8 protein-coding genes are annotated in these 25,136 nt (G+C 72.0%); 7 read left to right on the forward strand and 1 reads right to left on the reverse strand.

The genetic code is table 11. The features are described from left to right. Positions 1-24: 24 nt before the first annotated feature. From AABA78_RS03720 to AABA78_RS03750, 7 genes are all read left to right on the forward strand, one after another. Entirely contained in the window at positions 25-4,683 is a 4,659-nt protein-coding gene (locus AABA78_RS03720; protein ID WP_338261649.1) for a type I polyketide synthase, read from the forward strand. A gap of 38 nt (positions 4,684-4,721) precedes the next feature. Next, entirely contained in the window at positions 4,722-10,685 is a 5,964-nt protein-coding gene (locus tag AABA78_RS03725; protein WP_338261650.1) for a beta-ketoacyl synthase N-terminal-like domain-containing protein, read from the forward strand. A gap of 2 nt (positions 10,686-10,687) precedes the next feature. Next, on the forward strand, positions 10,688-14,011 hold the full coding sequence (locus AABA78_RS03730; RefSeq protein WP_338261651.1) for a non-ribosomal peptide synthetase: 3,324 nt from the start codon (positions 10,688-10,690) through the stop codon (positions 14,009-14,011). Next, positions 14,004-18,566: a type I polyketide synthase gene (locus AABA78_RS03735; RefSeq protein ID WP_338261652.1), complete on the forward strand. Its 4,563-nt coding sequence runs from the start codon at positions 14,004-14,006 to the stop codon at positions 18,564-18,566. Before AABA78_RS03730 ends, AABA78_RS03735 begins: the two co-directional genes overlap by 8 nt. A gap of 91 nt (positions 18,567-18,657) precedes the next feature. Further along, positions 18,658-20,064: an MFS transporter gene (locus AABA78_RS03740; protein WP_338261653.1), complete on the forward strand. Its 1,407-nt coding sequence runs from the start codon at positions 18,658-18,660 to the stop codon at positions 20,062-20,064. After that, on the forward strand, positions 20,061-22,496 hold the full coding sequence (locus AABA78_RS03745) for a penicillin acylase family protein (RefSeq protein WP_338261654.1): 2,436 nt from the start codon (positions 20,061-20,063) through the stop codon (positions 22,494-22,496). Before AABA78_RS03740 ends, AABA78_RS03745 begins: the two co-directional genes overlap by 4 nt. Before the next feature lie 416 nt (positions 22,497-22,912). Next, positions 22,913-23,593 carry a Crp/Fnr family transcriptional regulator gene (locus AABA78_RS03750; RefSeq protein WP_120525184.1) on the forward strand — a complete coding sequence of 227 codons (681 nt, stop codon included), beginning with the start codon at positions 22,913-22,915 and terminating at the stop codon, positions 23,591-23,593. A gap of 3 nt (positions 23,594-23,596) precedes the next feature. Here the strand turns inward: AABA78_RS03750 and AABA78_RS03755 are convergent, their stop codons facing one another. Further along, positions 23,597-25,135 carry an adenylate/guanylate cyclase domain-containing protein gene (locus AABA78_RS03755; RefSeq protein WP_338261655.1) on the reverse strand — a complete coding sequence of 513 codons (1,539 nt, stop codon included), beginning with the start codon at positions 25,133-25,135 and terminating at the stop codon, positions 23,597-23,599. Between the last annotated feature and the right edge of the window lies 1 nt (position 25,136).

Genomic DNA, 25,136 nt, shown 5'->3' on the forward strand with positions numbered 1-25,136 from the left:
CCCCAGGTTTCGAAGGACGGCTCCATGAGCACTGACACCCCTGAAGTGGATGGCATCGCGGTCATCGGCCTGGGCGGCCGCCTTCCCGGCGCGAAGACCATCTCCGAGTTCTGGAAGAACCTCACCGGCGGCGTGGAGAGCATCACGTTCTTCACCGACGAGGAGCTCATCGCGGAGGGCGCCGACCCCGCCATGGTCCGCGCGCCCAACTACGTGAAGGCCCGCGGCACGCTGGGCGACACGGATCAATTCGACGCGGCCTTCTTCGGGATGAACCCCCGCGAGGCGGCGCTGATGGATCCGCAGCACCGCGTCTTCCTGGAGTGCGCGTGGGAGGCGATGGAGAGCGCCGGCTACAGCCCGGAGCGCCAGCCCGGCCGCGTGGGCGTGTTCGGCGGCATGAGCATGAACACGTACCTGCTCTCCAACCTGTACTCGCACCTGGCGCACGTCGCGTCGGTGGAGAGCCTCCAGGCGTCCATCGGCAACGACAAGGACAGCCTCACGACGGAGGTGGCGTACCGGATGGACCTGAAGGGCCCGGCCGTCACGGTCCAGTCCTCGTCCTCCACGTCGCTCACGTGCATCCACTACGCCTGCCAGAGCCTCCTGTCGTTCGAGTGCGACATGGCGCTGGCGGGTGGCGTGTCCATCCACTTCCCGGAGAAGGCGGGCTACCTGTACCACGAGGGTGGCACCACGGCGCCGGACGGCCACTGCCACACCTTCGACGCGGAGGCCGCGGGCTTCGTCGCCGGCCACGGCGCGGCGGTGGTCGCGCTCAAGCGCCTGTCGGACGCGCTCAAGGACGGCGACACCGTCTACGCGGTGGTGCGCGGCTCGGCGGTGAACAACGACGGCTCGCAGAAGGTCAGCTACATGGCCCCGGCCGTCGCGGGGCAGGCGGAGGTCATCGCGCTGGCGCAGGCGGTGGCGGGCGTGGATCCGGACTCCATCGGCTACGTGGAGGCCCACGGCACGGCGACCAAGGTCGGCGACCCCATTGAAGTCGCGGCGCTCACGCAGGCCTTCCGCCAGGGCACGGACAAGAAGAACTTCTGCGCGCTGGGCTCGGTGAAGAGCAACATCGGGCACCTGGACTCGGCGGCGGGCGCGGTGGGCTTCATCAAGGCGGCCCTCACGCTGCACCACAAGGTCATCCCCCCCAGCCTCAACTTCAAGACGCCCAACCCCGCGTGCGACTTCCCCAACAGCCCGTTCTACGTGAACACGGAGCTGCGCGACTTCCCGCGAGGTGAGACGCCGCGCCGCGCGGGCGTCACGTCGCTGGGCATGGGCGGCACCAACGCGCACGCCATCCTGGAGGAGGCGCCGGAGCTGCCCGCCACCGACAAGGCCCGCCTGCCCGCGCAGGTGGTGCTGCTGTCGGCGCGCACGGAGAAGTCGCTGGAGGTCGCCACGGACCGGCTGGCCGCGCACCTGCGCGAGAACCCGGGCGTGGACCTGGCGGACGTGGCGTACACGCTCCAGCTGGGGCGCAAGCGCTTCGGCAAGCGCCGCGCGGTGGTGGCGCGCACCACGGAGGAGCTGGCCTCCGCGCTGGCGGAGCGCACGCCGGGCCGCGTGTTCTCAGGCACCGCGGAGAACAGCGGCCGTCCGGTGATGTTCATGTTCTCCGGGCAGGGCTCGCAGTACGTGGAGATGGGCCGCGAGCTGTACGAGACGGAAAGCACCTTCCGCGCCCAGGTGGACACCTGCGCGGAGAAGCTCAAGCCGCACCTGGGCCTGGACCTGCGCACCGTGCTGTACCCGGCCGCCGGGTCGCGCGAGCTGGCGTCGGAGCGCCTCAAGCAGACCGGCCTCACCCAGCCCGCGCTGTTCGTCATCGAGTACGCGCTGGCGAAGCTCTGGGAGTCGTGGGGCGTGACGCCGCACGCGATGGTGGGCCACAGCATCGGTGAGTACGTGGCCGCGTGCCTCGCGGGTGTTTTCACCCTGGACGACGCGCTGGCGCTGGTGGCCGCGCGCGGCCGGCTGATGCAGTCGCTGCCCGCGGGCTCCATGCTCGCGGTGTCGCTGCCCGAAGAGCACGTCACGCCCATGCTGCCGGAGGGCCTGTCCGTGGCCGCGGTGAACAGCCCGGCCACGTGCGTGGTCGCCGGCCCCACGCCGCTCATCGACGCGTTCGTGGAGACGCTGAAGCTCCAGGGCCTGGCGTCCTCGCGGCTGCACACGTCGCACGCGTTCCACTCCGCGATGATGGACCCCATCCTGGACGCCTTCCGCGAGGCGGTGCGCAAGGTGGCCCGGAAGGCGCCGACGAAGCCCTACCTGTCCAACGTCACCGGCACCTGGGTCACGGCCGAGCAGGCCACGAGCCCCGACTACTGGGCGAAGCACCTGCGCGGCGCGGTGCGCTTCGCGGACGGCGTGGCGGAGCTGCTCAAGGAGTCCGACGCCATCCTGCTGGAGGTGGGCCCGGGCAACACGCTCGTCACGCTGGCGCGGCAGCACCCGGACAAGGGCGCGAAGCACGCGCTGATCAACTCGCTGCGCCACCCGAAGGAGCAGGTCGCGGACCTGGACCACGTGCTGGCCACGCTGGGCCGGCTGTGGCTGGAGGGCGTGGAGGCGGACTGGGACGCGTTCCGGGGCGGAGAGAAGCGCCGCCGCATCGCGCTGCCCACGTCCCCCTTCGAGCGTCAGAAGCACTGGGTGGACCCGCGCAAGGAGACCGCCGCCGACGGCGAGCGCTCCGAGTGGGCCTCCGCGGATCAGAAGCAGCCCGTGGCCCGCTGGTTCTACCTGCCGTCGTGGCAGCGCGCGCTGCCGTCGCCGCAGGGCGCCTGGAGCGAGAAGAAGGCCACGTGGTGGCTGCTGCTCCCGGATGACTCCACCGAAGGCCTGGGCGCGCGGCTCGCGCTCAAGCTGGGCGAGGCCGGCCAGGACGTGGTGCGCATCACCCCGGCCGCCGTCACCGCGAAGCAGGACGAGCACCACTGGTCGCTTTCGCTGGGCGGCGAGGCCACGGTGCTGGAGGCGCTCACCGCGCAGGGCCGCGCCCCGGACCACGTGCTGCACCTGGGCACGCTGGGCCTGGGTGACGCGCACGGCGAGGCGGACTTCGAGGCGGCGCTGGGCAAGGGCTTCCTGGGGCTCTTGTCCCTGGCGCAGGCCCTGGGCCGTCAGCCCGGCACGCGTCCGGTGTCGCTGGTCGCCGTGACGAACCGCATGCAGGCGCTGGGTGACGAGGCGCCGAACCCGGAGCTGGCCACGGTGCTGGGCCCGGTGCGCGTGATTCCCCAGGAGTACGGCCACCTGTCCGCGAAGGCCGTGGACGTGCGCCTGCCGCCGTCCGGCAGCTGGCAGGAGACGGCGCTGGTGGAGGCCCTGCTGTCCGAGGCCGCCACGCCGTCCAAGCTGGAGACCGTCATCGCGTACCGGGGCGGCGCCCGCTGGGTGCAGCACTTCGAGCACGTGCCGGCGGACGCGCCGCGCGCCGCACAGCTGCCGCTGCGCGACGGGGGCGTGTACCTGCTCATCGGCGGCTTCGGCACGCTGGGCTTCTCCCACGCGAAGTCGCTGGCGAAGCGCGCGAAGGCGAAGCTGGTGCTCGCGGGCCGCACGGCGCTGCCGGAGCGCTCGCAGTGGGACGGGCACCTGTCCGCCCATGGCGAGGACGACGCCGTCTCCCGCCGCATCCGTCAGGTGCGCGAACTGGAGGCGCTGGGCGCCCAGGTGCACGTGACGTCCGTGGACGCGGGCAACAAGGTCCAGGTGAAGGCCGCGGTGGACGAGGCGCTCACGCACTTCGGCACGCTGAACGGCGTGGTGTTCGCGGCGGGTGACGTGGGTCAGGCGCTCTTCCGCGCCATCCCGGACACCCGGCCCGAGGACGTGCGCGACACCTTCCACGGCCGCGTGCGCGGGCTGTACGCGCTGGAGGAGGCCGTGCGCGGACGCTCGCTGGACTTCTGCGTGCTGTCGTCGTCGCTGGCGGCGGTGCTGGGCGGCCTGGGGCTCGCGTCGTACTCGGCGGCCACGTCCTTCATGGACGCGTTCGCCACGAAGCAGGCGCAGACGTCGCCGGTGCCGTGGATGAGCGTGGGCTGGGACGCGTGGCAGTACGAGTCCCGCGCGGGCGGCGCGCAGAGCCCGTTCGGCGCGCTGGCCATCACGTCCGCGGAGGGCGAGGACGCCTTCGAGCAGCTCTTCCAGCTGGGCGCCGTGTCGCACGTGGCCGTGTCCACGAGCAACCTGCGCGCCCGCGCGCGCAAGTGGGCGCAGCCGGCCGCCTCGCAGGACAAGGCGGAGGCGAAGCAGGAGGCGGGGTCGTCCCTGGGCACCACGCCCCGGCCCACGCTCCAGAACGCCTACGTGCCGCCGCGCGACGCGCTGGAGGAGAAGATCGCCCAGCTGTGGCAGACGACGCTGGGCATCGACCAGGTCGGCGTGCACGACAACTTCTTCGAGCTGGGTGGCAACTCGCTCGTCGGCGTGAAGCTGATTGCCCGCGTGCGCGAGCAGTTCGGCGTCGCGCTGCCGGCCGTCACCCTCTACGAAGGCCCCACCGTGGGGGCGCTGGCCAAGCTGCTCAAGGCCGCCAGCGGCACCGAGGACACGGAACCCGCGCCCGAGGAGACCGAGGCGCTCAGCCGCGGGGAGCGCCGCCGCGCGCGCCGCGCGAACCGTCAGGGCGACAGCGCCTCCGACGAGGAGTAGCCGTCCCCTCCCCACCTTTCGCAGCCCGAGCACTTCCCATGTCCGCTGACACGAACATCGACGCGCAGGCCATCGCCATCGTCGGCATGGCCGGACGTTTCCCCGGCGCCCCCGACCTGGCCTCCTTCTGGAAGAACCTGCGCGACGGCGTGGAGTCCATCCAGCCCGTGCCCGACGCGGAGCTGGAGAAGCTGGGCGTGGACCCCGTCCTGCGCAAGGACCCGCGCCACGTGAAGGCCAGCGCCGCGCTCGCCGGCATGGAGCTGTTCGACGCGGGCTTCTTCGGCTTCACGCCCCGCGAGGCGGAGCTGATGGACCCGCAGCACCGCGTCTTCCTGGAGTGCGCGTGGGAGGCGCTGGAGAAGGCGGGCCACACGCCGGAGGGCTTCGACGGCTCCATTGGCGTGTTCGCGGGCGCGGCCACCAACACGTACCTGGTGTTCCACCTGGTCCCCAACTTCGACCAGTTGAGCGGCATGGACCAGGTGCAGATTGACGTGAACAACGGCGGCGACTTCCTGGCCACCCGCGTCGCGTACAAGCTCAACCTGCGCGGGCCCAGCTACTCCATCACCAGCGCGTGCTCCACGTCGCTCGTGGCCACGCACGCGGCCTGCCAGAGCCTCTTGAATGAGGAGTGCGACCTGGCGCTCGCGGGCGGCGTGTCCGTGCACGTGAAGCACCCGGAGGGCTACCCCTTCGTGCCCGGCGGCATCGTGTCTCCGGACGGCCACTGCCGCGCGTTCGACGCGAAGGCGGAGGGCACGGTGTTCGGCAGCGGCGTGGGCGTGGTGGTGCTCAAGCGGCTGGCGGACGCCATCCAGGACGGCGACCACATCCACGCCATCATCAAGGGCAGCGCCATCAACAACGACGGCGCGCTGAAGGTGGGCTTCACCGCCCCCAGCGTGGAGGGCCAGGCCACCGTCATCACCGAGGCCCTGGGCGCCGCGGGCGTGGCTCCGGAGACCATCGGCTACCTGGAGACGCACGGCACCGGCACGAAGATGGGGGACCCCATCGAGGTGCGCGCCCTCAACAAGGCCTTCAAGTTCCGCTCCGCCGCGGCCAAGGCGGCCCCGCCGAAGATTCCGGTGGGCTCGCTCAAGAGCAACATCGGCCACCTGGCCAACGCGGCCGGCGTCTCCAGCCTCATCAAGGCGGTGATGACGCTGGAGAACCGCCAGATTCCGCCCAGCCTCCACGTGTCGGAGGTGAACCCGGAGATTCCGTTCGCGGGCGGCCCGTTCTTCGTCAACACGAAGCTCACCGACTGGCAGGCGAACCCCAAGCACCCGCGCCGCGCGGGCGTGAGCTCCTTCGGCGTGGGCGGCACCAACGCGCACGTCGTGCTGGAGGAGGCCCCGGCCCTGCCGCCGTCCGGCGCGTCCCGGCCCGCGCAGCTGCTGGTGCTGTCCGCGAAGAGCGACGCGGCGCTGGACGCGGCGACGAAGAACCTGGCCGCGCACTTGAAGGCGCACCCCGCGCAGGCGCTGGCGGACGTGGCCTTCACGCTCCAGACGGGCCGTCAGGCCATGGCGAAGCGGCGCGTGCTGGTGTGCCGCGACCGCGACGACGCGATGGCCGCGCTGGACGTGGAGGGCAGCCCCCGCCTGTGGACGCAGACGCCGGACGTGCACGAGCGGCCGGTGGCCTTCCTGTTCCCCGGCCAGGGCTCGCAGTACGTGGGCATGGCGCGCGACCTGTACGCGTCCGAGCCCACGTTCAAGCGGCACCTGGACGCGTGCGCGGACAAGCTGACGCCGCACCTGGGCGTGGACCTGCGCACGGTCCTCTTCCCGGAGGCGTCCAAGGCGGAAGCGGCGACGCAGGCGCTGACGCGCACGGAGCTGACGCAGCCCGCGCTCTTCGCCGTGGAGTACGCGCTGGCGAAGCTGTGGATGGCGTGGGGCGTGAAGCCCTCCGCGATGCTGGGGCACAGCATCGGTGAGTACGTGGCCGCGTGCCTCGCGGGCGTGTTCACCCTGGACGACGCGCTGGCGCTGGTGGCCGCGCGCGGCAAGCTGATGCAGTCCCTGCCCGCGGGCTCCATGCTGTCCGCGAAGCTGGAAGAGTCCGCGCTCAAGCCGCTGCTCCCCTCAAGCGTCAGCGTGGCGGCGGTGAACGCGCCGGGTTTCACCGTCGTGGCCGGCCCCACCGACGCGGTGGACGCGCTCCAGGCGAAGCTGGAGGGACTGGGCGTGGAGGTGTCGCGGCTGCACACGTCGCACGCGTTCCACTCCGCGATGATGGACCCCATCCTCGCGCCCTTCACCGCGCGCGTGCGGCAGGTGAAGCTCAGCGCCCCCACCCTGCCCTTCCTGTCCAACGTGACGGGCACCTGGATTGAAGCGGCGCAGGCGACCGACCCGGACTACTGGGCCACGCACCTGCGCCAGGCCGTGCGCTTCTCCGCGGGCCTCCAGGAGCTGTCGCGCAAGTGGCCGCAGGCGGCCCTGCTGGAAGTGGGCCCGGGCACGGTGCTCACCACGCTCTCGAAGCAGCAGCCGGGCGCGGAGGGCCGCGTGCTCGTGTCCTCCACGCGGCACCCGCGCGAGCAGACGCCGGACCTCCAGGTGCTGCTGGGCGCGCTGGGCCGGCTGTGGCTGGGCGGCGTGACGGTGGACTGGAAGGGCTTCGCGGCGAACGAGCAGCGCCGCCGCGTGCCGCTGCCCACCTACCCCTTCCAGCGCGAGCGCTACTGGATCGACGCGAAGCCGCTGGGCGCAGGTGCCCGCGCGGACGCGCCCGCGTCGCTGGCGAAGCGCGCGGACGTGGCGGACTGGTTCTACGCGCCGTCGTGGAAGCTGTCCCCGCTGCCCAAGGCGAAGGACGTGGCGGGCGCGGGCTGGCTCGTGCTCGCGGACGACACCGGCGTGGCGGAGGCCCTGGCGCCGAAGCTGGGCGGGGACGTCTTCCGCGTCGTCCCCGGCGCGCGCTTCGAGCAGCGCCCGGACGGCACGTTCACGGTGGACCCGGCGCGCCGCGAGGACTTCTGCGGGGTGCTGGAGGCGCTGAAGAAGCAGGGCCGCGCGTTCTCGAACGTCGTGCACCTGTGGAGCCTGTCGCGCGAGCCCGCGCTGACGGAGAAGGCGCTGGACCTGGGCTTCCACAGCCAGCTGTTCCTCGCCCGCGCCCTGAGCGAGACGGGCCACCTGGAGCCCCTCACCTGGTCCGTGGTGGCGAGCCGCTCCGCCCGCGTGGAGCAGGCGGATTCCCAGCTGCCGGAGCAGGCCCTGCTGGTGGGCCCCACGCGCGTGCTGCCGCAGGAGTACCCGAACCTCGCCTGCCGCTTCGTGGACGTGGTGCCCGGCGACGCGGGCGCGGTGGCGGACCGGCTGGCGGCGGAGCTGCGTGCGGAGGCGCGTGACGCGGTGGTGGCCCTGCGTGGCCGTCAGCGCTGGGTCCAGACCTTCGAGCCCGTGCGCCTGGAGGCGGCCGGCGCGCAGGTGCTGCGCGACGGCGGCGCGTACCTCATCACCGACGGCCTCACCGGCATCGGCCACGCGCTGGCGTCCGAGCTGGCCACGGCGCACCGCGCGAAGCTGACCCTGGTGGAGACGGCGGACTTCCCCAGCCGCGGCCAGTGGACGGCGTGGGTGGAGAAGCACGGCGTGCAGGACGCGGTGTCCCGCCGCATCCAGCGCGCGCTGGCCCTGGAGCGCACCGGCGTGGAGATGCTGGTGCTGCCCGCGGCCCTCACGGACGTGGAGTCCATGCGCGGCGTGGTGGACACGGCGGTGGCGCGCTTCGGCCGCATCGACGGCGTCATCCACGCGGCGGGCGGCATGCAGGGCGCCACCCTGGGCACCATCGCGGAGACGGGCCCGGAGGAGTGCGCCTGGCACTTCCGCCCGCAGGTGCACGGCGTGCGCGTGCTGGCAGAGGTCCTCCCCAAGGAGGGCCCCGCGTTCTGCCTCCTCGTGTCGTCGCTGTCGTCCGTGCTGGGTGGCCTGGGCCAGGTGGCGCAGGCCTCCGCCAGCGCCTTCATGGACGCCTTCGCGGAGGCGCGCACGGAAGGGTTCGCCTACCCGTGGCTGAGCGTGGACTGGGACGCGTGGCAGTTCGCGGACGCGCAGGCCATGGCGGAGCTATCCCCCACGCTGGCCCAGTTCGCCATCCAGCCCGCGGAAGGCCTGGAGGCGCTGCGCCGCGCGCTGTCTCACGGTGAGGGCCAGCTGGCCGTCTCCACGGGCAGCCTGGCCGCGCGTCAGCGCCAGGGCCCGCGCGCCACGAAGGCGGAGAAGGGCAAGAAGGACGCGGCGAAGGGCAACAAGCACGCGCGGCCTTCCATCCTCACGCCCTACGCCGCGCCTCGCACGGAGCTGGAGAAGACCGTCGCGGGCATCTGGGAGCAGGTGCTGGGCATCGACGGCATCGGCATCAACGACAACTTCTTCGAGTTGGGGGGCCACTCGCTGCTGGCCACGCAGCTGCGCAACCACATCCACGCGGTGCTGAAGGTGGACCTGTCGCTGCGCGGCCTCTTCGAGACGCCCACCGTGGCCGGCGTCGCCGGGCGCGTGGAGCAGGAGCTGGGCAAGCGCGCGGCCTCCACGGAGAAGCCCATCGCGGAGCGCCTGCGCACCGCGTTCCCCACCGAGCGCCCCGCTCTGCTCACCGAGTACCTGCGCCACCACATCTCGGAAGGCCTGCGCATCCCGTTGGACAAGCTGCCCGCCGACGGCAGCCTCAAGGGCTACGACCTGCACGCGCTGGGCGCGGAGCTGGAGTACGACCTGCGGCAGGACTTCAAGTTCCAGCTCTACCCGCACGAGGTGCAGGCGCACCCGTCCATCCCGGAGCTGTCGAAGTACCTGCTCGTGGAGATGGACCGCCTGCAGGATCCGCAGCGCTTCGCGGAGAACAAGCCGCTGTCCGCGTACCCGCTGAAGCCCTACCGCGCCCAGGTGTCCGGCGTGCAGCGCACCAACACGGCGAAGAAGAACCCGCCCATGGTGTTCGTGCACTCCAGCCCGCGCGCGGGCTCCACGCTGTTCCGCGTGATGCTCGCGGGACACCCCCGGCTGTTCTGCCCGCCGGAAGTGAACCTGCTCTTCTTCGAGGGCATGCGCGAGTGGCGCGAGAACATCGGCTTCGGCTCCGAGATGGAGTGGACCACGGGCGGCCTGCAGTGGGCGCTCATGGAGCTGGAGAAGCTGGACTCGCCCGCCGGTGCCGCGCTGGTGGACCGGCTGGTCGCGGACGACGTGTCCGCGCAGGACGTCTACCGCCGCCTCCAGGAGAAGTCCGCGCCCCGGCTGCTCGTGGACAAGACGCCCACGTACGCCATGGACGTGGAGACGCTGGAGCGCGCGGAGCGGATGTTCGAGGGCAACAAGTACATCTACCTCTACCGCCACCCGCTCCCGGTGATGGAGTCCATCCTCCGGATGCGCTTCGACCGCCTCTTCGCCGCCGGCCTCTTCGGCGACGCGGACGTGGACCCCTACGTGGTGGCGGAGACGGTGTGGGCGCTGTCCAACCGGAACCTGCTCAACTTCTTCGACGGCATCGGCCGTGAGCGCTGCCACTGGGTCCGCTACGAGGACCTGGTCGCGGACCCGACGAAGGTGATGACCGGCGTGGCCCAGTTCCTGGGGCTCGAGTTCGACGAGCGCATGGTCCAGCCGTACGACGGCAAGAAGGACCGCATGATGGGTGGCCTGGGCGACCCCAACATCCTCCAGCACCAGGGCATCGAGAAGAAGATGGGCGAGTCCTGGAAGCGCATCAAGTGGCCCCGCGCGTTCGACGCCTCCACGCACGCCGTGATTGAACGGCTGGGCTATTCCGTGGAGGGCGCCACGCCCGCGCCGGCCCCGGTGGCCGCGCAGGTGGTGACTCCCGCCGCGAAGCAGAAGGTGACCGCGGCGGAGGCGGAGAAGCTGCTGGAGAACATGGACCAGCTCTCCGACGAGCAGGTGGCGGAGCTGCTCGCGGTGCTGGAAGACGCGGGCGGCGGTGACGGTGGTGGCAGCAGCAGCGAGGACGCGGCCTGAACATGACGCCCGAAGAGAAGCGAGCACGGCTGGCGCAGCTCCTGAAGGACAAGTCGCGCCCCGCCGCGAAGCAGGCGCCCCTGTCCTTCGCGCAGGAGCGGATGTGGTTCCTGGACAAGTGGAGCCCCGGCAGCGCGGCGTTCCACATGCCCACCGCGGTGCGCCTGACGGGCACCGTGGACACGGACGCGCTCGGCCGCGCCCTGTCCCTGCTGGTGGAGCGGCACGACACGCTGCGCACCACCTTCCAGGAGCGCGAGGGCGGCGCCGTGCAGGTCATCGCCTCCACGGGCGAGGTGCCGCTGGAGGTGATGGACCTCCAGGGCCTGCCGGTGTCCGAGCGCGACGCGGAGGCGCAGCGGCGCGTGGTGGCGCTCGCGCAGCAGCCCTTCAGCCTGGAGCAGGGGCCGCTGTTGCGCGCGGTGCTGATGCTCCTGGGCAACGGCGAGCAGGTGCTGCTGGTGGATCAGCACCACATCGTCTCCGACGGCTGGTCCATGGGCGTGCTCGTGCACGAGCTGGCCATGCTGTACCGCGCGTGCCTGGAGGGGCAGCCCTCGCCGCTCAAGCCGCTGCCCTTGCAGTACGCGGACTGGGCGGTGTGGCAGAAGGACTGGCTCCAGGGCGCGGAGCTGGAGCGCCAGCTCACCTACTGGAAGAACCGCCTCAACCCGCACGCGCTGCTGGAGCTGCCCCAGGACAAGCCGCGTCCGGCGCTGATGAGCTCCAAGGGTGAACGGCAGGTGATGCACCTGTCCCCCGCCCTCACCCAGGCCCTCAAGGCGCTGGGGCAGCGCGAGGGACGCACGCTGTTCGTGACGCTGCTGTCCGCGTTCAACGTGCTGCTGTCGCGCTACACCGGGCAGGACGACATCGTGGTGGGCACGCCCATCGCGGGCCGTCCGCGCGCGGAGGTGGAAGGGCTCATCGGCCTGTTCGTGAACATGCTGGCGCTGCGCTCGGACCTGTCCGGCAAGCCCACGTTCAAGGAGCTGCTGCGCCGCGTGCACGAGTCCACGCTGGACGCGTACGCGCACCAGGACATCCCCTTCGAGCGGCTGGTGGACGCGCTCAAGCCGGAGCGGCACCTCAGCCACTCGCCCATCTTCCAGGTGATGTTCGTCCTGCAGAACGCGCCCATGCCGGCCCTGGAGGCCCCGGGCCTGCTGATGGAGGCGAAGCCGGTGGACACCGGCACGACGAAGTACGACCTGTCCCTCCTGCTGGTGGACCTGCCGCAGGGCCTGCGCGTCACCGCCGAGTACAGCACCGACCTCTTCGAGCGCTCCACGGCGGAGCGCCTGCTGGGCCACTACCTGACGCTACTGGAAGGCATCGTCGCGCAGCCGGACCTGCCCATCTCCCGCCTGCCGCTGCTTCCTTCCGCCGAGCAGCAGCGCGTGATGAAGGACTGGAACGACACCGCCGTCACGCACCCGAAGGAAGCGACGCTCACGTCGCTCATCGCCGCGCAGGTGGAGCGCACGCCGGACGCCGTCGCCCTGGAGTTCGAGGGCAGCCGCCTCACCTACCGGGAGCTGGACGCCCGCGCGAACCAGCTCGCGCACGCGCTGCGCAAACATGGCGTGGGGCCGGAAGTCCGCGTGGGCCTGTGCGTGGAGCGGTCGCTGGAGATGGTGGTGGGCCTGCTGGGCACGCTGAAGGCGGGCGGCGCGTACGTGCCGCTGGACCCGGGCTACCCGCAGGAGCGCCTGGGCTGGATGCTGGAGGACGCGCGTCCGCCGGTGCTGCTGGTGCAGGAGCGGCTGCTGTCGCGGCTGCCGGCGTCGGACGCGAAGGTGGTGAAGCTGGACACGGGCTGGGAGGAGATTGCCCGCGAGCCCACCACCGCACCCACGCCCACCGCGACGCCGGACTCGCTGGCGTACATCATCTTCACCTCCGGCAGCACCGGCCGCCCCAAGGGCGCGATGAACGCCCACGGCCCGGTGGTGAACCGCCTGCTGTGGATGCAGTCCGCCTACCGGCTCACGCCGGACGACGTGGTGCTCCAGAAGACGCCGTTCAGCTTCGACGTGTCCGTCTGGGAGTTCTTCTGGCCGCTGATGACGGGCGCGAAGCTGGTGGTCGCGAAGCCCGGCGGGCACCAGGACCCGGGCTACCTCAAGGCGCTGATTGCCTCCGCGTCCGTCACCACGCTGCACTTCGTGCCCTCCATGCTCCAGGCCTTCCTGGACGAGCCGGGCGTGGCGGAGTGCACGTCGCTGAAGCGCGTGGTGTGCAGCGGCGAAGCGCTGCCCCTGGAGCTGAAGGAGCTGTGCCTGCGCACGCTGCCCGGTGCGGGGCTGCACAACCTCTACGGCCCCACCGAGGCCGCGGTGGACGTGACGTTCCACGCGTGCAAGGCGAACGACGGCCGCCGCTCCGTGCCCATTGGCCGGCCGGTGGACAACACGCAGATCCGCATCCTGGACGCGGAGCTCCAGCCGGTGCCGCAGGGCGCGGCGGGCGAGCTGTACATCGGCGGCGTGCAGGTGGGGCGCGGCTACCTCGCGCGGCCCTCGCTCACGGCGGAGCGCTTCATCCCCGACCCCTACGCGACGGTGCCGGGCGCGCGCATGTACCGCACGGGCGACGTGGCGCGGTGGCTGCCGGACGGCGAAATCGAGTACCTGGGCCGCGCGGACTTCCAGGTGAAGATCCGCGGCCTGCGCATCGAGCTGGGCGAGATTGAGTCGTCGCTGGAGAAGCACCCCACGGTGCGCCAGGCGGTGGTGCTCGCGCGCGAGGACCGGCCGGGCCAGAAGCGGCTGGTGGCCTACGTCACCGGCAAGGACGCGAAGCCGGAGGCCGCGGCGCTGCGCACCTTCCTGCTGGAGCGGCTGCCCGAGTACATGGTCCCGTCCAACGTCGTGGTGCTGGAGCGCATGCCGCTCAGCCCCAACGGCAAGGCGGACCGCAAGGCGCTGCCCGCGCCGGAAGCCGGTGGGACGGACCCCGCGCGCCCCTTCGCGGCGCCAGGGACGGCCATCGAGCAGCAGATCGCCCAGGCGTGGAAGGACCTGCTCCACGTGGAGCGGGTGGGCCTGGACGACCCCTTCTTCGAGCTGGGTGGCAATTCGCTGCTCGCCCTCCAGCTCCACCGCCGACTGACGGCGGAGCTGGGCGTGACGCTGGCGCTGACGGACCTCTTCCAGTACCCCACCGTGCGGGCACTGGCGGCGCGGCTGTCGCGCCGGGAGGACACGCCCTCGGAGGACGCGGCGCAGGCGGGCCGCTCCCGTGCCGAGGCGCGACGCACGGTCAACCGCCGCGCGGGAGCCTCGCGCGGTCGGGTGGAAACGGATGGAGACGCGGATGAGTGACGCAGTGGGTGGTGGCGAGGAGCGCATCGCGATCGTCGGCCTGGCGGGCCGCTTCCCGGGTGCGAAGACGCTGGAGGGCTTCTGGGAGATGCTCCGGCGCGGCGGCGACGCGCGCCGCGTGCCCACGGACGCGGAGCTGGACGACGCGGGCGTTCCGCAGGCCCTGCGCGCCCATCCGCAGTGGGTGCGCTCCAGCTACGTGCTGGAGGGCGCGACGGAGTTCGACGCGGGCCTCTTCGGCTACAGCCCGCGCGAGGCGGAGCTGATGGACCCCCAGCAGCGCATCTTCATGGAGTGCGCGTGGGAGTCGCTGGACAACGCCGGCTATGACCCGCTCCGCTTCAAGGGCGCGGTGGCCGTCTACGCGAGCGTGAGCTTGAGCTCGTACCTGCTGCGCGCGCTGATGCGGCAGCCGGACCTGATGGACGCGGCCGGTTCGTTCGGCGTGATGCTGGCCAACGACAAGGACTACGTGGCGACACGCGTGTCCCACCGGCTGGGCCTGCGCGGCCCCGCGGCGACGGTGCAGACGGCGTGCTCCAGCTCGCTGGTGGCGCTCCACCTGGCGTGCCAGAGCCTGCTGTCTGGCGAGAGCGACATGGCGCTCGCGGGCGGCTCCTCCGTGTCCTTCCCGCAGACGGCGGGCTACCTCTACCAGGAGGGGATGATCTTCTCGCCGGACGGCTACTGCCGCGCGTTCGACGCGAAGGCCAACGGCACCGTGCGCGGCGCGGGCGCGGCGGTGGTGGTGCTCAAGCGGCTGTCGGACGCGCTGAAGGACGGCGACACCATCCACGGCGTGCTCCTGGGCACGGCGGTGAACAACGACGGCGCGGGCAAGGTGGGCTTCACCGCGCCCAGCGTGGAGGGCCAGGCCGCGGTCATCGCGGAGGCGCTCGCCATCTCCGGCGTCACGCCGGACGACATCCAGTACGTGGAGGCCCACGCGACGGGCACCCCGCTGGGCGACCCGATAGAGGTGGCCGCGCTCAACCAGGCCTTCGGCGGCAAGGAGACGGGCCAGAAGCGCGTGGCGCTGGGCTCGCTCAAGGCGGCCATCGGCCACCTGGACGCGGCGGCCGGCATCGCGGGCGTGGTGAAGACGGTGCTCGCCATGGAGCACGGCGAGATTCCCGCGAGCCCCCACTTCCAGCAGCCCAACCCCGTCATCGACTTCGACGCGGGCCCCTTCTTCGTGCCCTCGCAGCCCCGGCCGTGGACCTCCGCGAACGGGCCGCGCCGCGCGGGCGTGAGCGCCTTCGGCATCGGCGGCACCAACACGCACGTCATCCTGGAGGAGGCGCCCAAGGCCGCCGCCCCCGCGCCGTCGCGCCGCGCGTGGCACGTGCTGCCCCTGTCCGCCCGCACGCCCGCGGCGCTGGACGCGGCGACGGAGCAACTGGCCGCGCACCTGGACGCGCACCCGAACGTGTCCCTGGCGGACGTGGCCTACACGCTCCAGGTGGGCCGCCACATCCACGAGCACCGCCGCGCGGTGGTGGTGAAGGACGTCGCGGACGCGAAGGCGGCGCTGCGGGACGCGCGTCGACTGCTGGGCGGCTCCGGCCTCAACACGCGCCGGCCGGTGGTGTTCCTCTTCTCCGGCCAGGGTTCGCAGTACGTGGACATGGGCCGGGGCCTCTACGAGCAGGAGCCCACCTTCCGCGCGGAGGTGGACGCGTGCTCGGAGAAGCTGAAGGCCCACCTGGGGCTGGACCTGCGCACGGTGCTCTATCCGCCCGCGGACGGGCGCGAGAAGGCCACCGAGCAGCTCAAGCAGACGTCCCTCACGCAGCCCGCGCTGTTCGTCATCGAGTACGCGCTGGCGAAGCTGTGGGCGTCGTGGGGCGTGACGCCGCAGGCGATGGTGGGCCACAGCATCGGTGAGTACGTGGCCGCGTGCCTGTCGGGCGTGTTCTCGGTGGACGACGCGCTGGCGCTGGTGGCCACGCGCGGCCGGTTGATGCAGTCCCTGCCCGCGGGCGCCATGCTGTCCGTGCGGCTGACGCCGGAGGCGCTGGCGCCGCTGATGGACGCGCGCCTCTCCGTGGCCGCCGTCAACGCGCCGGGCTTCACCGTCGTGGCGGGCCCCACCGACGCGGTGGACGGGCTCCAGGCGAAGCTGGAGGCCCAGAAGGTGGAGGTGTCGCGGCTGCACACGTCGCACGCGTTCCACTCCACGATGATGGACCCCATCGTCGAGGAGTTCCGCCAGGCGGTGGCGAAGGTCGCGCGCAAGGAGCCGAAGGACCTCTACCTGTCCAACGTCACCGGCGCCCACGTGACGCCCGAGGACGCGGTGAGCCCGGCGTACTGGGCCCGCCACCTGCGCGACGCCGTGCGCTTCCAGGACTCGGCGACGCTGCTGTTGAACGACCCCGAGCACGTCTTCCTGGAGGTCGGTCCCGGCAACGCGCTGGCCACGCTGGTGCGCCGCAACGCGAAGGAGGGCACGTTCCCGGCCATCCTCACGACGCTGCCCGCGCCGCGCGACGCCCAGCAGGACGCGCTCACGCACGCCACGGACGCGTTCGCGAAGCTGTGGCTCGCGGGCGCGAAGACGACCGCCGGCCGCGTCTACAAGGGTGAGGCGCGCCGCCGCATCCCCCTGCCCGCCTACCCCTTCCAGCGCGAGCGCTACGACCTGCTCAAGGGCCCGCCGCCCGCGCTGCCTCGCGCCGCCACCGCCGCACGGACTGCTCCGAATCAGGGCGTGGAGCTGACCGTCCCGGTGTGGCCGCGCACGCGCGCCTCGCCACGGGTCCCGTCGCTTTCCGGGCAGCGCTGGCTGGTGCTGGAGGCGGAGACGCCGGTGGCCTCGCGCGTGGCGGAGCGGCTGCGGCAGGCGGGCGCGGACGTGGTGTCGCTCGTCGCGGGCCAGGGCGCGTCGGATCCGGTGACGAAGCGCTTCGCCGTGGACGTGGCCTCGCCCGGCGCGGTGAGCGAGCACCTGGAGCGGCTGCGCGGGGAGGACTGGACGCCCGCGCACGTCGCGTACCTGTGGCCGCTGGTGAAGGAGCCGCGCGACCTGGAGGCGGGGCTCACGACGTCGTTCCACGGGCTGCTCGCGCTGGCGAAGGCGGTGGGCCCGGGCGCGGCGAAGACGCCCGTGACGCTGGACGTGGTGACCACCGGCGCCCAGGACGTCACGGGCGAGGAGCCGCTGCTGCCCTGGCAGGCGGCCGCCGTGGGCACAAGCCGCGTGCTGCCCCAGGAGTACCCCGGCCTCACCGTGCGCGCCGTCGACGTCACCTGGCCCGCGCCGGACGAGTCCGCGTCCGGCCCGTGGCTGGAGCGGCTGGTGACGGAGCTGGCCACCGGCAAGGAAGCGGTGGTCGCGCTGCGCGGCCCGTACCGCCACGTGGAGGCGTTCGAGTCCATCGACCTTCCCGACGCGGCACCCTCGACGGACGCCAGCACCGCGCAGGCGGCGGGGCTCAAGGACGGCGGGGTCTACGTCATCGTCGGCGGCCTGGGCCGCGTGGGGCTCGCGCTCGCGGAGCAGCTCACGCAGGCGGTGAAGCCGAAGCTCGTGCTGCTGTCGCGCCGCACGCTCCCCGCCCCCGGCGAGTGGGACGCGTGGCGCGCGGGCCACGACGCCCAGGACGCGACGTCCAAGGCCATCGAGCGCATGCGCGCGCTGGAGCAGGCGGGCGCGCAGGTGCTGGCGCTGCGCGCGGACGCGGGCGTGCCCGGTCAGCTCGACAAGGCGCTCCAGGTGGCGGAGGCGAAGTACGGCCGCGTCGACGGCGTCTTCTACGCGGCGGGCGACGGCGGCATGGCCACCCGCATCTCCGTGGACGAGTCCACGCCGGAGGCCACGGCCCCGCTGCTGGCCGGCCGCTTCGGAGGCCTCACGCAGCTGGCGGAGGCCCTGGCGTCACGGCGTCCGGACTTCGTCGTGGTGCAGTCCTCCCTCACCGTGGTGCTGGGCGGCATGGCGGTCAGCGCGGTGGCGGCGGCGCACGCCGGCATGGACGCGCTCGCGGCCCGGCAGGCCCGGCTGGGGGGCACCCGCTGGTACACCGTGGACTGGGACGTGTGGGGCGTGGGCGAGGGCTTCCGCCCCGACGCCGTCATCTCCCCCACCGAGGGCTTCCGCCTCCTGCGCGCGCTGCTCAATCAGCCCGCCGGCGGACGGTTCCTCGCGTCCCGAGGCTCGCTGGAGGCGCGGCTCCAGGTGGCGCGTGACGGCACCTCCACCGCGCGCGCGGGAGGAAGCGCCAGCGGCAGGCACCCGCGTCCCCCGCTCGCCAACGCCTTCGTCGCCCCGCGCGACGAGACCGAGGAGAAGGTCGCCGCGCTCTGGCAGGACCTGCTGGGCGTGGAGTCGGTGGGCATCACCGACAACTTCTTCGAACTGGGCGGCCACTCGCTGCTGGGCGTGCAGCTCCTGTCGCGAATCCGCGAGGCCTTCCAGGTCGAGCTGTCCATGCGCGCCCTCTTCGAGTCCCCCACCGTGGAGGTGATGACGGTGGCCATCGTGGAGGCGAGCGCCAGCCAGCTCGACCCGGAAGCCCTGGAAGCCATGCTCGCGGAGCTGGAGCAGGGCTGAAATCGCCTAGGAACGCCGGGCCCGCGCGCACTCCCGTAGTACCGTGCGCGGGCCCTTGACCCTCCTGCCCCCCAGGAGAAAGAGACGTGGAATGAGCCTCGCGCAACGCCTGACCGTCACCCAGCCCATGCGGGTCTTCTGGATCACCTGGTTCGGTCAGCTCATCTCGATCCTGGGCTCGGGCCTCACGGCCTTCGGCGTGGGCGCGAAGGTCTTCCTGGACACGCGCTCCACCACGCAGTTCGCGCTCCTGTCCTTCTTCGCGTTCGCGCCCATGGTCGTCCTGGCCCCGCTGGCCGGGACGCTCATCGACCGGTGGGACCGCCGCCGCGCCATGCTGCTGGCGGACATGGGCAACGGCCTGAGCACGCTCATCATCTTCGCGATGGTGCTGGCGGACAGCAGGGGCCTCTTCAAGCTCCAGGCCTGGCACTTCTACCTGCCCGTGTCCTTCGGCGCGTGCTTCGGCGCCTTCCGCTGGCCGGCCTTCTTCGCCACGGTGACGCTGCTGGTGCCCAAGCAGCACCTGGGCCGCGCCAACGCCATGGCGGAGGTGGCCAGCGGCGCCAGTCAGATCCTCTCCCCCATCATCGCCGGAGGGCTCATCGACAGCGTGGGCCTGGTGGGCGTGCTGTCGGTGGACGTCTGCAGCTTCACCATCGCCATCGTCACCCTGCTGATGGTCCGCTTCCCGCGTCCCCCGGTCTCCGCGGAGGGCCAGCAGGGCAAGGGGTCCATCCTCGCGGAGATGAAGCAGGGCTGGAGCTTCATCAGCAGCCGCAAGGGGCTCGTGGCGCTCCTGGGCTTCACCGTCGTGGCCGTGCTGTGCATGGACCTGGTGGTGCTGCTCATCACCCCGCTGGTGCTGGCCTTCACGGACATCTCCACGCTGGGCATCATCGCGTCGGTGGCGGGCGTGGGCGCGCTGCTGGGCGCCGTCGGCATGGGCGTGTGGGGCGGTCCCAAGAACCAGCTGCACGGCATCCTGGGGTTCCAGATCCTCTCGGGCCTGGTGCTCTTCATGGCCGCGCCGTCGCCCAGCGTGCCGCTGGTGGCCACCGCCGCCGCGCTCTACCTGTTCACCATGCCGCCCATGGTGGCGAGCAGCCAGTCCATCTGGCAGCGCAAGATTCCGGCGGACCTCCAGGGCCGCGCCGCGGCCGTGAAGCGGATGGTCACCCTGTGCATGTCGCCGTTCGCCAGCCTCATCGCGGGGCCGCTCGCGGACGACCTCTTCGAGCCGGCCATGGCCCCGGGCGGCGCGCTCGCCAGCAGCATGGGCCGCATCCTGGGCGTGGGCCCGGGGCGCGGCATCGCCGTCATCTTCATCGTCCTGGGGCTGATGACGCTCACGAACGTCGCGTTCGCGTGGACCAACCCGCGCCTGCGCAACCTGGACCGCGAGCTGCCGGACGCCCTGCCTGACGGGGGCGCAACCCCGGACACCGCCGCCGCCCCCCCGCCGACCGCCCCCACCGCTGGAGCCTCCGCGTCATGAGTGCCTTCTCCCAGGTCCTGCGCATGCTGCGCATGTTGCCGTCCGCCATGGCCGTGGCCGCCCCGGGCGTGGGGCCGTGGATTGCCCGCCGCCGCTGGCCGCGCGCGGAAGGGGTCCTCACGCTGCCCGGCCTGCACGGCAAGGTGGAGGTGCTGCGCGACACGTGGGGCGTGCCGCACATCTTCGCCAGCGACGAGCACGACCTGTTCTTCGCCCAGGGCTACGTGCACGGGCAGGACCGGATGTGGCAGATGGAGATGGGCCGCCGGCTGGTGGACGGCCGGCTGGCGAGCCTGCTGGGCCCCATGCTGGTGTCCGCGGACGAGTTCCTGCGCACCATGGGCCTGCGCCACCTGGCCGAGCACGCCTGGGAGCAGGTGGACCCGGAGGCGCGCGCCATCCTGGAGGCCTACAGCGCGGGCATCAACGCGCGCATCGCCGCGGAACCGCTGCCCTACGAGTTCACCGTCATGGGCGCGGAGCCCGCGCCGTGGACGCCCGTGGACTCGCTCGCGCGCGGCAACCTGCTGGCGATGATGCTGGGCGGCAACCACCGCATCGAGCTGTTCCGCGCCCGGCTGGTGGCCGCCGTGGGCGAGGAGGTGGCCAACACGCTCCTGCCGCAGAACGCGCCGGAGACGCCGCTCATCGTCCCGAAGGAGGCGCGCCTGCCGGGCCTGAAGTCCGTGAAGACGATGTCCGGCCTGGACAGCGTGGACGCGGTGATGGGCGACCCGAACATCGTCTCCGGCAGCAACAACTGGGTGGTGCACGGCCAGCGCACGAAGAGCGGCCAGCCGCTGCTCGCCAACGACGTGCACATCCCGCTGGGCATGCCGTCCACCTGGTACGAGAACGGCCTGCACGGCGGCCGCTTCCAGCACGTGGGCTTCTCCCTGCCCGGCGTGCCCATGCTCATCGTGGGCCACAACGGGAAGGTGGCCTGGGGCATGTCCAACCTGGGGCCGGACACCCAGGACTTCTACATCGAGAAGCTGGACGACCCGAAGGCGCCCAAGCAGTACCTCTACCAGGGCACCTGGCACGACCTGCACGTGCGCCGCGAGGAGATCGAGGTCAAGGGCGGCGCCCCCGTGGTCATGGAGGTGAAGAGCACCCGGCACGGCCCGCTGATGAACAAGGTGATGGCGGACGAGATGAAGGACGGCGAGCCGATGTCCCTCAAGTGGGCGCACCGGGAATGCCAGCCGCTCATCAACGCCGTGCTGAAGCTCAACCTGGCGCGGGACTGGGAGTCCTTCCGCGGCGCGATGAAGGCATGGGAGGGACCGGGCCAGAACTTCGTGTACGCGGACACGGCGGGCAACATCGGCTACCAGGCCACGGGGAAGATTCCCATCCGCCAGGGGCACCAGGGCCTCCTCCCCATGCCGGGCTGGACGGGCGAATCCGAGTGGACGGGCTTCATCCCCTTCGAGGAGCTGCCCGCGTCCTTCAACCCGCCCGCGGGCTACGCGGCCACGGCGAACAACAAGATCACCTCCGACGACTACCCGCACCTCATCGCGCACAACTGGTTCCCCGGCTACCGCGCCAAGCGCATCACCGACCTGCTGGAGGCGGGCACGCAGCACAGCGTGCAGACGATGCGGGACATCCAGGCGGAGACGTACTCGCTGCCCGCGGAGGCGCTGCGCCCCTACTTCCTGGCGGCGGCGCTCCCCGCCGACGACACCCAGCGCCAGGCGGTGGACGCGCTGAAGGCGTGGGACCTGCGCTTCGAGCCGGAGGCCGTGGGCGCCACCGTGTTCCAGGCCTGGTACATCGAGGTGCTGCGCAAGCTGCTCCAGCACAAGCTGGAGCCCGCGCTGGTGTCCGAGTACCTGATGGGCCAGTACGAGCGGCACGGCAGCCTGCACATGCCCTTCGTCATCGGCCAGATGTCCCAGCCGGACAGCGACTGGTGGGACGACCCGAAGACGCCGGAGAAGGAGACGCGCGACGACATCCTCCGCGCGGCGCTGGCGACGGCCACCGCGTGGCTGGTGAAGACGTACGGCCCGAAGCCGGAGGCGTGGGCCTGGGGCCAGGTGCACCAGCTCACCTACGCGCACCAGCCGCTGGGCGGGCCCGCCATCCCCGGCCCCATCCGGCGCGTCTTCAACAGCCGCACGGTGCCGGCCCGCGGGGACAACTACTCCGTGGACGGGGCGTCGTTCCTCTGGGCCCGGCCCTTCAAGGTCGTCCACGGCACCGCGCTGCGGATGATTGTCGACCTGGCGGACCTGTCCCGCTCCGTGTCCATCCACGCGCCGGGGCAGACGGAGCACCTGTTCCACAAGCACCGCGATGACCTGATGGAGCTCAACCGCAAGGTGGAGTTCCACCCCATGCTCCACACGCGCCAGGCCGTGGAGCAGCACCGCGAGGCCACGCTGACGCTCACGCCCGCGGTGGCCCTGGCCAAATAAAACAACCCGGACTTGAAGGCCGCCACTCCCCCCGGAGCGGCGGGCCTCCAGGCCCGGGTCCATTGCTTTTGAGGCTCCACCAGGAGCCGGCACTCGTATTCGCGCTGGGTTCCCCCTCAGAAACCCGGCGCTTCCCCCTTCTATGTGCCAGCCCCTGCGTCCCCCTCATTTCCCGCGCATGCCGCGGTGAGCTAGAAAGTCCCCCGACTCCCCGACTCACCGTGTCGCGCTGCGCGGGCCCCCCTGCTTCCCGTGCTGCGATGAAGGAACAGTACCGGGACCCCCTGTTTCGATCTGTGAAGCGGCCCACAGGCTGTGTGTGAAGGCGTTCACACCTGCCGGACTTGTCCGCCGGACCTGGATGGGAGGCTTCCCTACCTGTATCCAGGGATTCCGGGCAGAATGGCGCTCCCCTCATGTCCTACGCGCAGCTGCTGGCCGAAATCCCCATGTTCGAGAGCCTCGGCCGGGAGGACCTGGAGAACATGTCGTCGCTCCTCCAGCCCCGGCGCTTCGCACGGGGGGAGGTCATCTTCCACCGGGGGGACGTGGGCACCGCGCTGTTCATCATCCGGCGGGGACAGGTGGCCATCCGGCTGTCCTCCAGCGAGGGGCGGGAAATCACCCTGGCGCTGCTGGACCGGGGGGACGCCTTCGGGGAGCTGTCGCTGCTGGATGGCGAGGTGCGCTCCACCGACGCGATGGCGCGCGAGGAGGCGCACCTGCTCACGCTCCAGCGCGAGGACTTCCGGCGCTACCTGGAGACGCGGCCGCAGGTGAGCCTGGCGCTGCTGGCGAACATGAGCCGGCTGGTGCGGCGCACGACGCAGCTCGTGTACGACTCCGCCTTCCTGGACGCGCGGAGCCGCCTGGTGCGGGTGCTGCTGGAGCTGGCGAAGACGCAGGGCAAGCCGTCCCCCGAAGGGCTGGCCATCACCCCGAAGCTCACGCAGTCGGAGCTGGCCAACCTGTGCGGCGTCACGCGCGAGAGCGTGAACAAGTGGCTGCGCTACTACGTGCGCGAGGGGATGCTCAGCTTCGAGGGCGGGCAGATTGTCCTCATCCAGCCGGAGCGGCTGGGACAGGACGCGGAGTAGCCGTCAGCCGCGCACGCGGAAGAGGGCCAGGGGCTCCTCTCGGCCCTTCACAATCACCGGGGCCAGGGGCTCCAGCGCGAAGGCGTCCGCGTCCAGCAGGGCGCGCGTGGCGTCCGTGACCAGCACTTCGCCCGGCCGCGCGACGCCGCACACGCGGGCCGCCACGTTGGTGGCGTCTCCCACGGTGGCGTACTGGAGGTAGCGCTCCGAGCCGATGTTGCCCGCGGCCACCGGGCCGGAGTTGAGCCCGATGTGGACCTGAATCTCCGGCGCGCCCTCCTGCCGCCAGCGGGCGTTGAGGGCGGCCAGGGCGTGCTGCATCTCCACGGCCGCGCGCACGGCCCGGTCCGCGTCGTCCAGCCGCGCGAAGGGGGCGCCCCACACGGCCATCAGCGCGTCGCCGATGTACTTCTCCAGCGTGCCCTCGTGGCGGAAGACGATGTCCGCCATCACCGGGAAGTACGCGTTGAGCATGTCCACCACCTGCCGGGGCTTGAGGCGCGAGGACATGGCGGTGAAGCCGGTGATGTCGGAGAAGAGGATGGTGACGTTGGCCTCGCGCACCTCCAGCGGCACGCCCCGCAGGGCCTTGAGCTGGCGCACGACGTCCGGCGGGAAGAAGCGCTGGTAGGCGTTCCTGAGCACCGCCTCCTCCTCCAGCCGCCGCGCCAGGTGCGCGTGGTCCAGGGCGATGGCGGCCTGGTTGGCGAAGGCGGTGAGGAACTCCAGGTCCTCGTCGGTGAAGAGGCCGCCCTGCGTGAGGCTGTCCAGGTACAGCACGCCCAGCACCGTGTCGCGCGTGCGCAGGGGCACGCAGAGCGACGCGCGGATGGACTGGCGGAAGACGGAGTCCGCGCCCTGGAGCCGCGCGTCGTCCTTCGCGTCGGTGAAGAGGGCCGCCACGCCGCGCGAGTGCACGTAGTCCACGATGTGCTGGCTGAAGAAGCGCTCCGGCAGCGCCCCACCTTGCGCGCCCCGGGCCACGCGCGGCACCAGCGCCCCGGTCTCCCGGTCCACCAGCAGCACCAGCGCCCGGTCCACCGCCCAGATTTGAAACACGAGCTGCAGCACGCGCTCCAGCAGCCCGTCCACCGGGCCCGGGGATGAGAGAATCTGCCCCACCTTGAGGAGCACCTGGAGCTTGTCGCGGGTGCGGTCCGGCGAGCGCGTGTCGAGCAGCGCCTCCATGGGCCCGCCGGAGAAGCGCGTCTCCAGGGGCTGCGTGCGCAGCGGGCCCCAGCCGTCCGGCAGCGGCGTGTCCGGGGACACCAGCCGGAACCACACCTCGCCGCAGCGGAAGGACTGGCCGTGGCCCAGCTCCTGGCGGGAGACGCGGTGCGGCCCCACGAAGCTGCCGTTCTTGCTGTCCAGGTCCACCAGCACCACGCGCCCGCCCGCGCGCTCCAGCCGCGCGTGGCGCCGCGACAGGCTGGGGTGCGGCACGCGGATGCCGTTCTCCTCGGTGCGGCCGATGGTGGTGGTGCCCTCCGGCAGCATCACCACCCGTTCATCCACCTGGCCTGGGTTGAGGATGAGGCGCATG

The organism is Corallococcus caeni, from assembly GCF_036245865.1.
In the GTDB taxonomy this organism is placed as follows: domain Bacteria; phylum Myxococcota; class Myxococcia; order Myxococcales; family Myxococcaceae; genus Corallococcus; species Corallococcus caeni.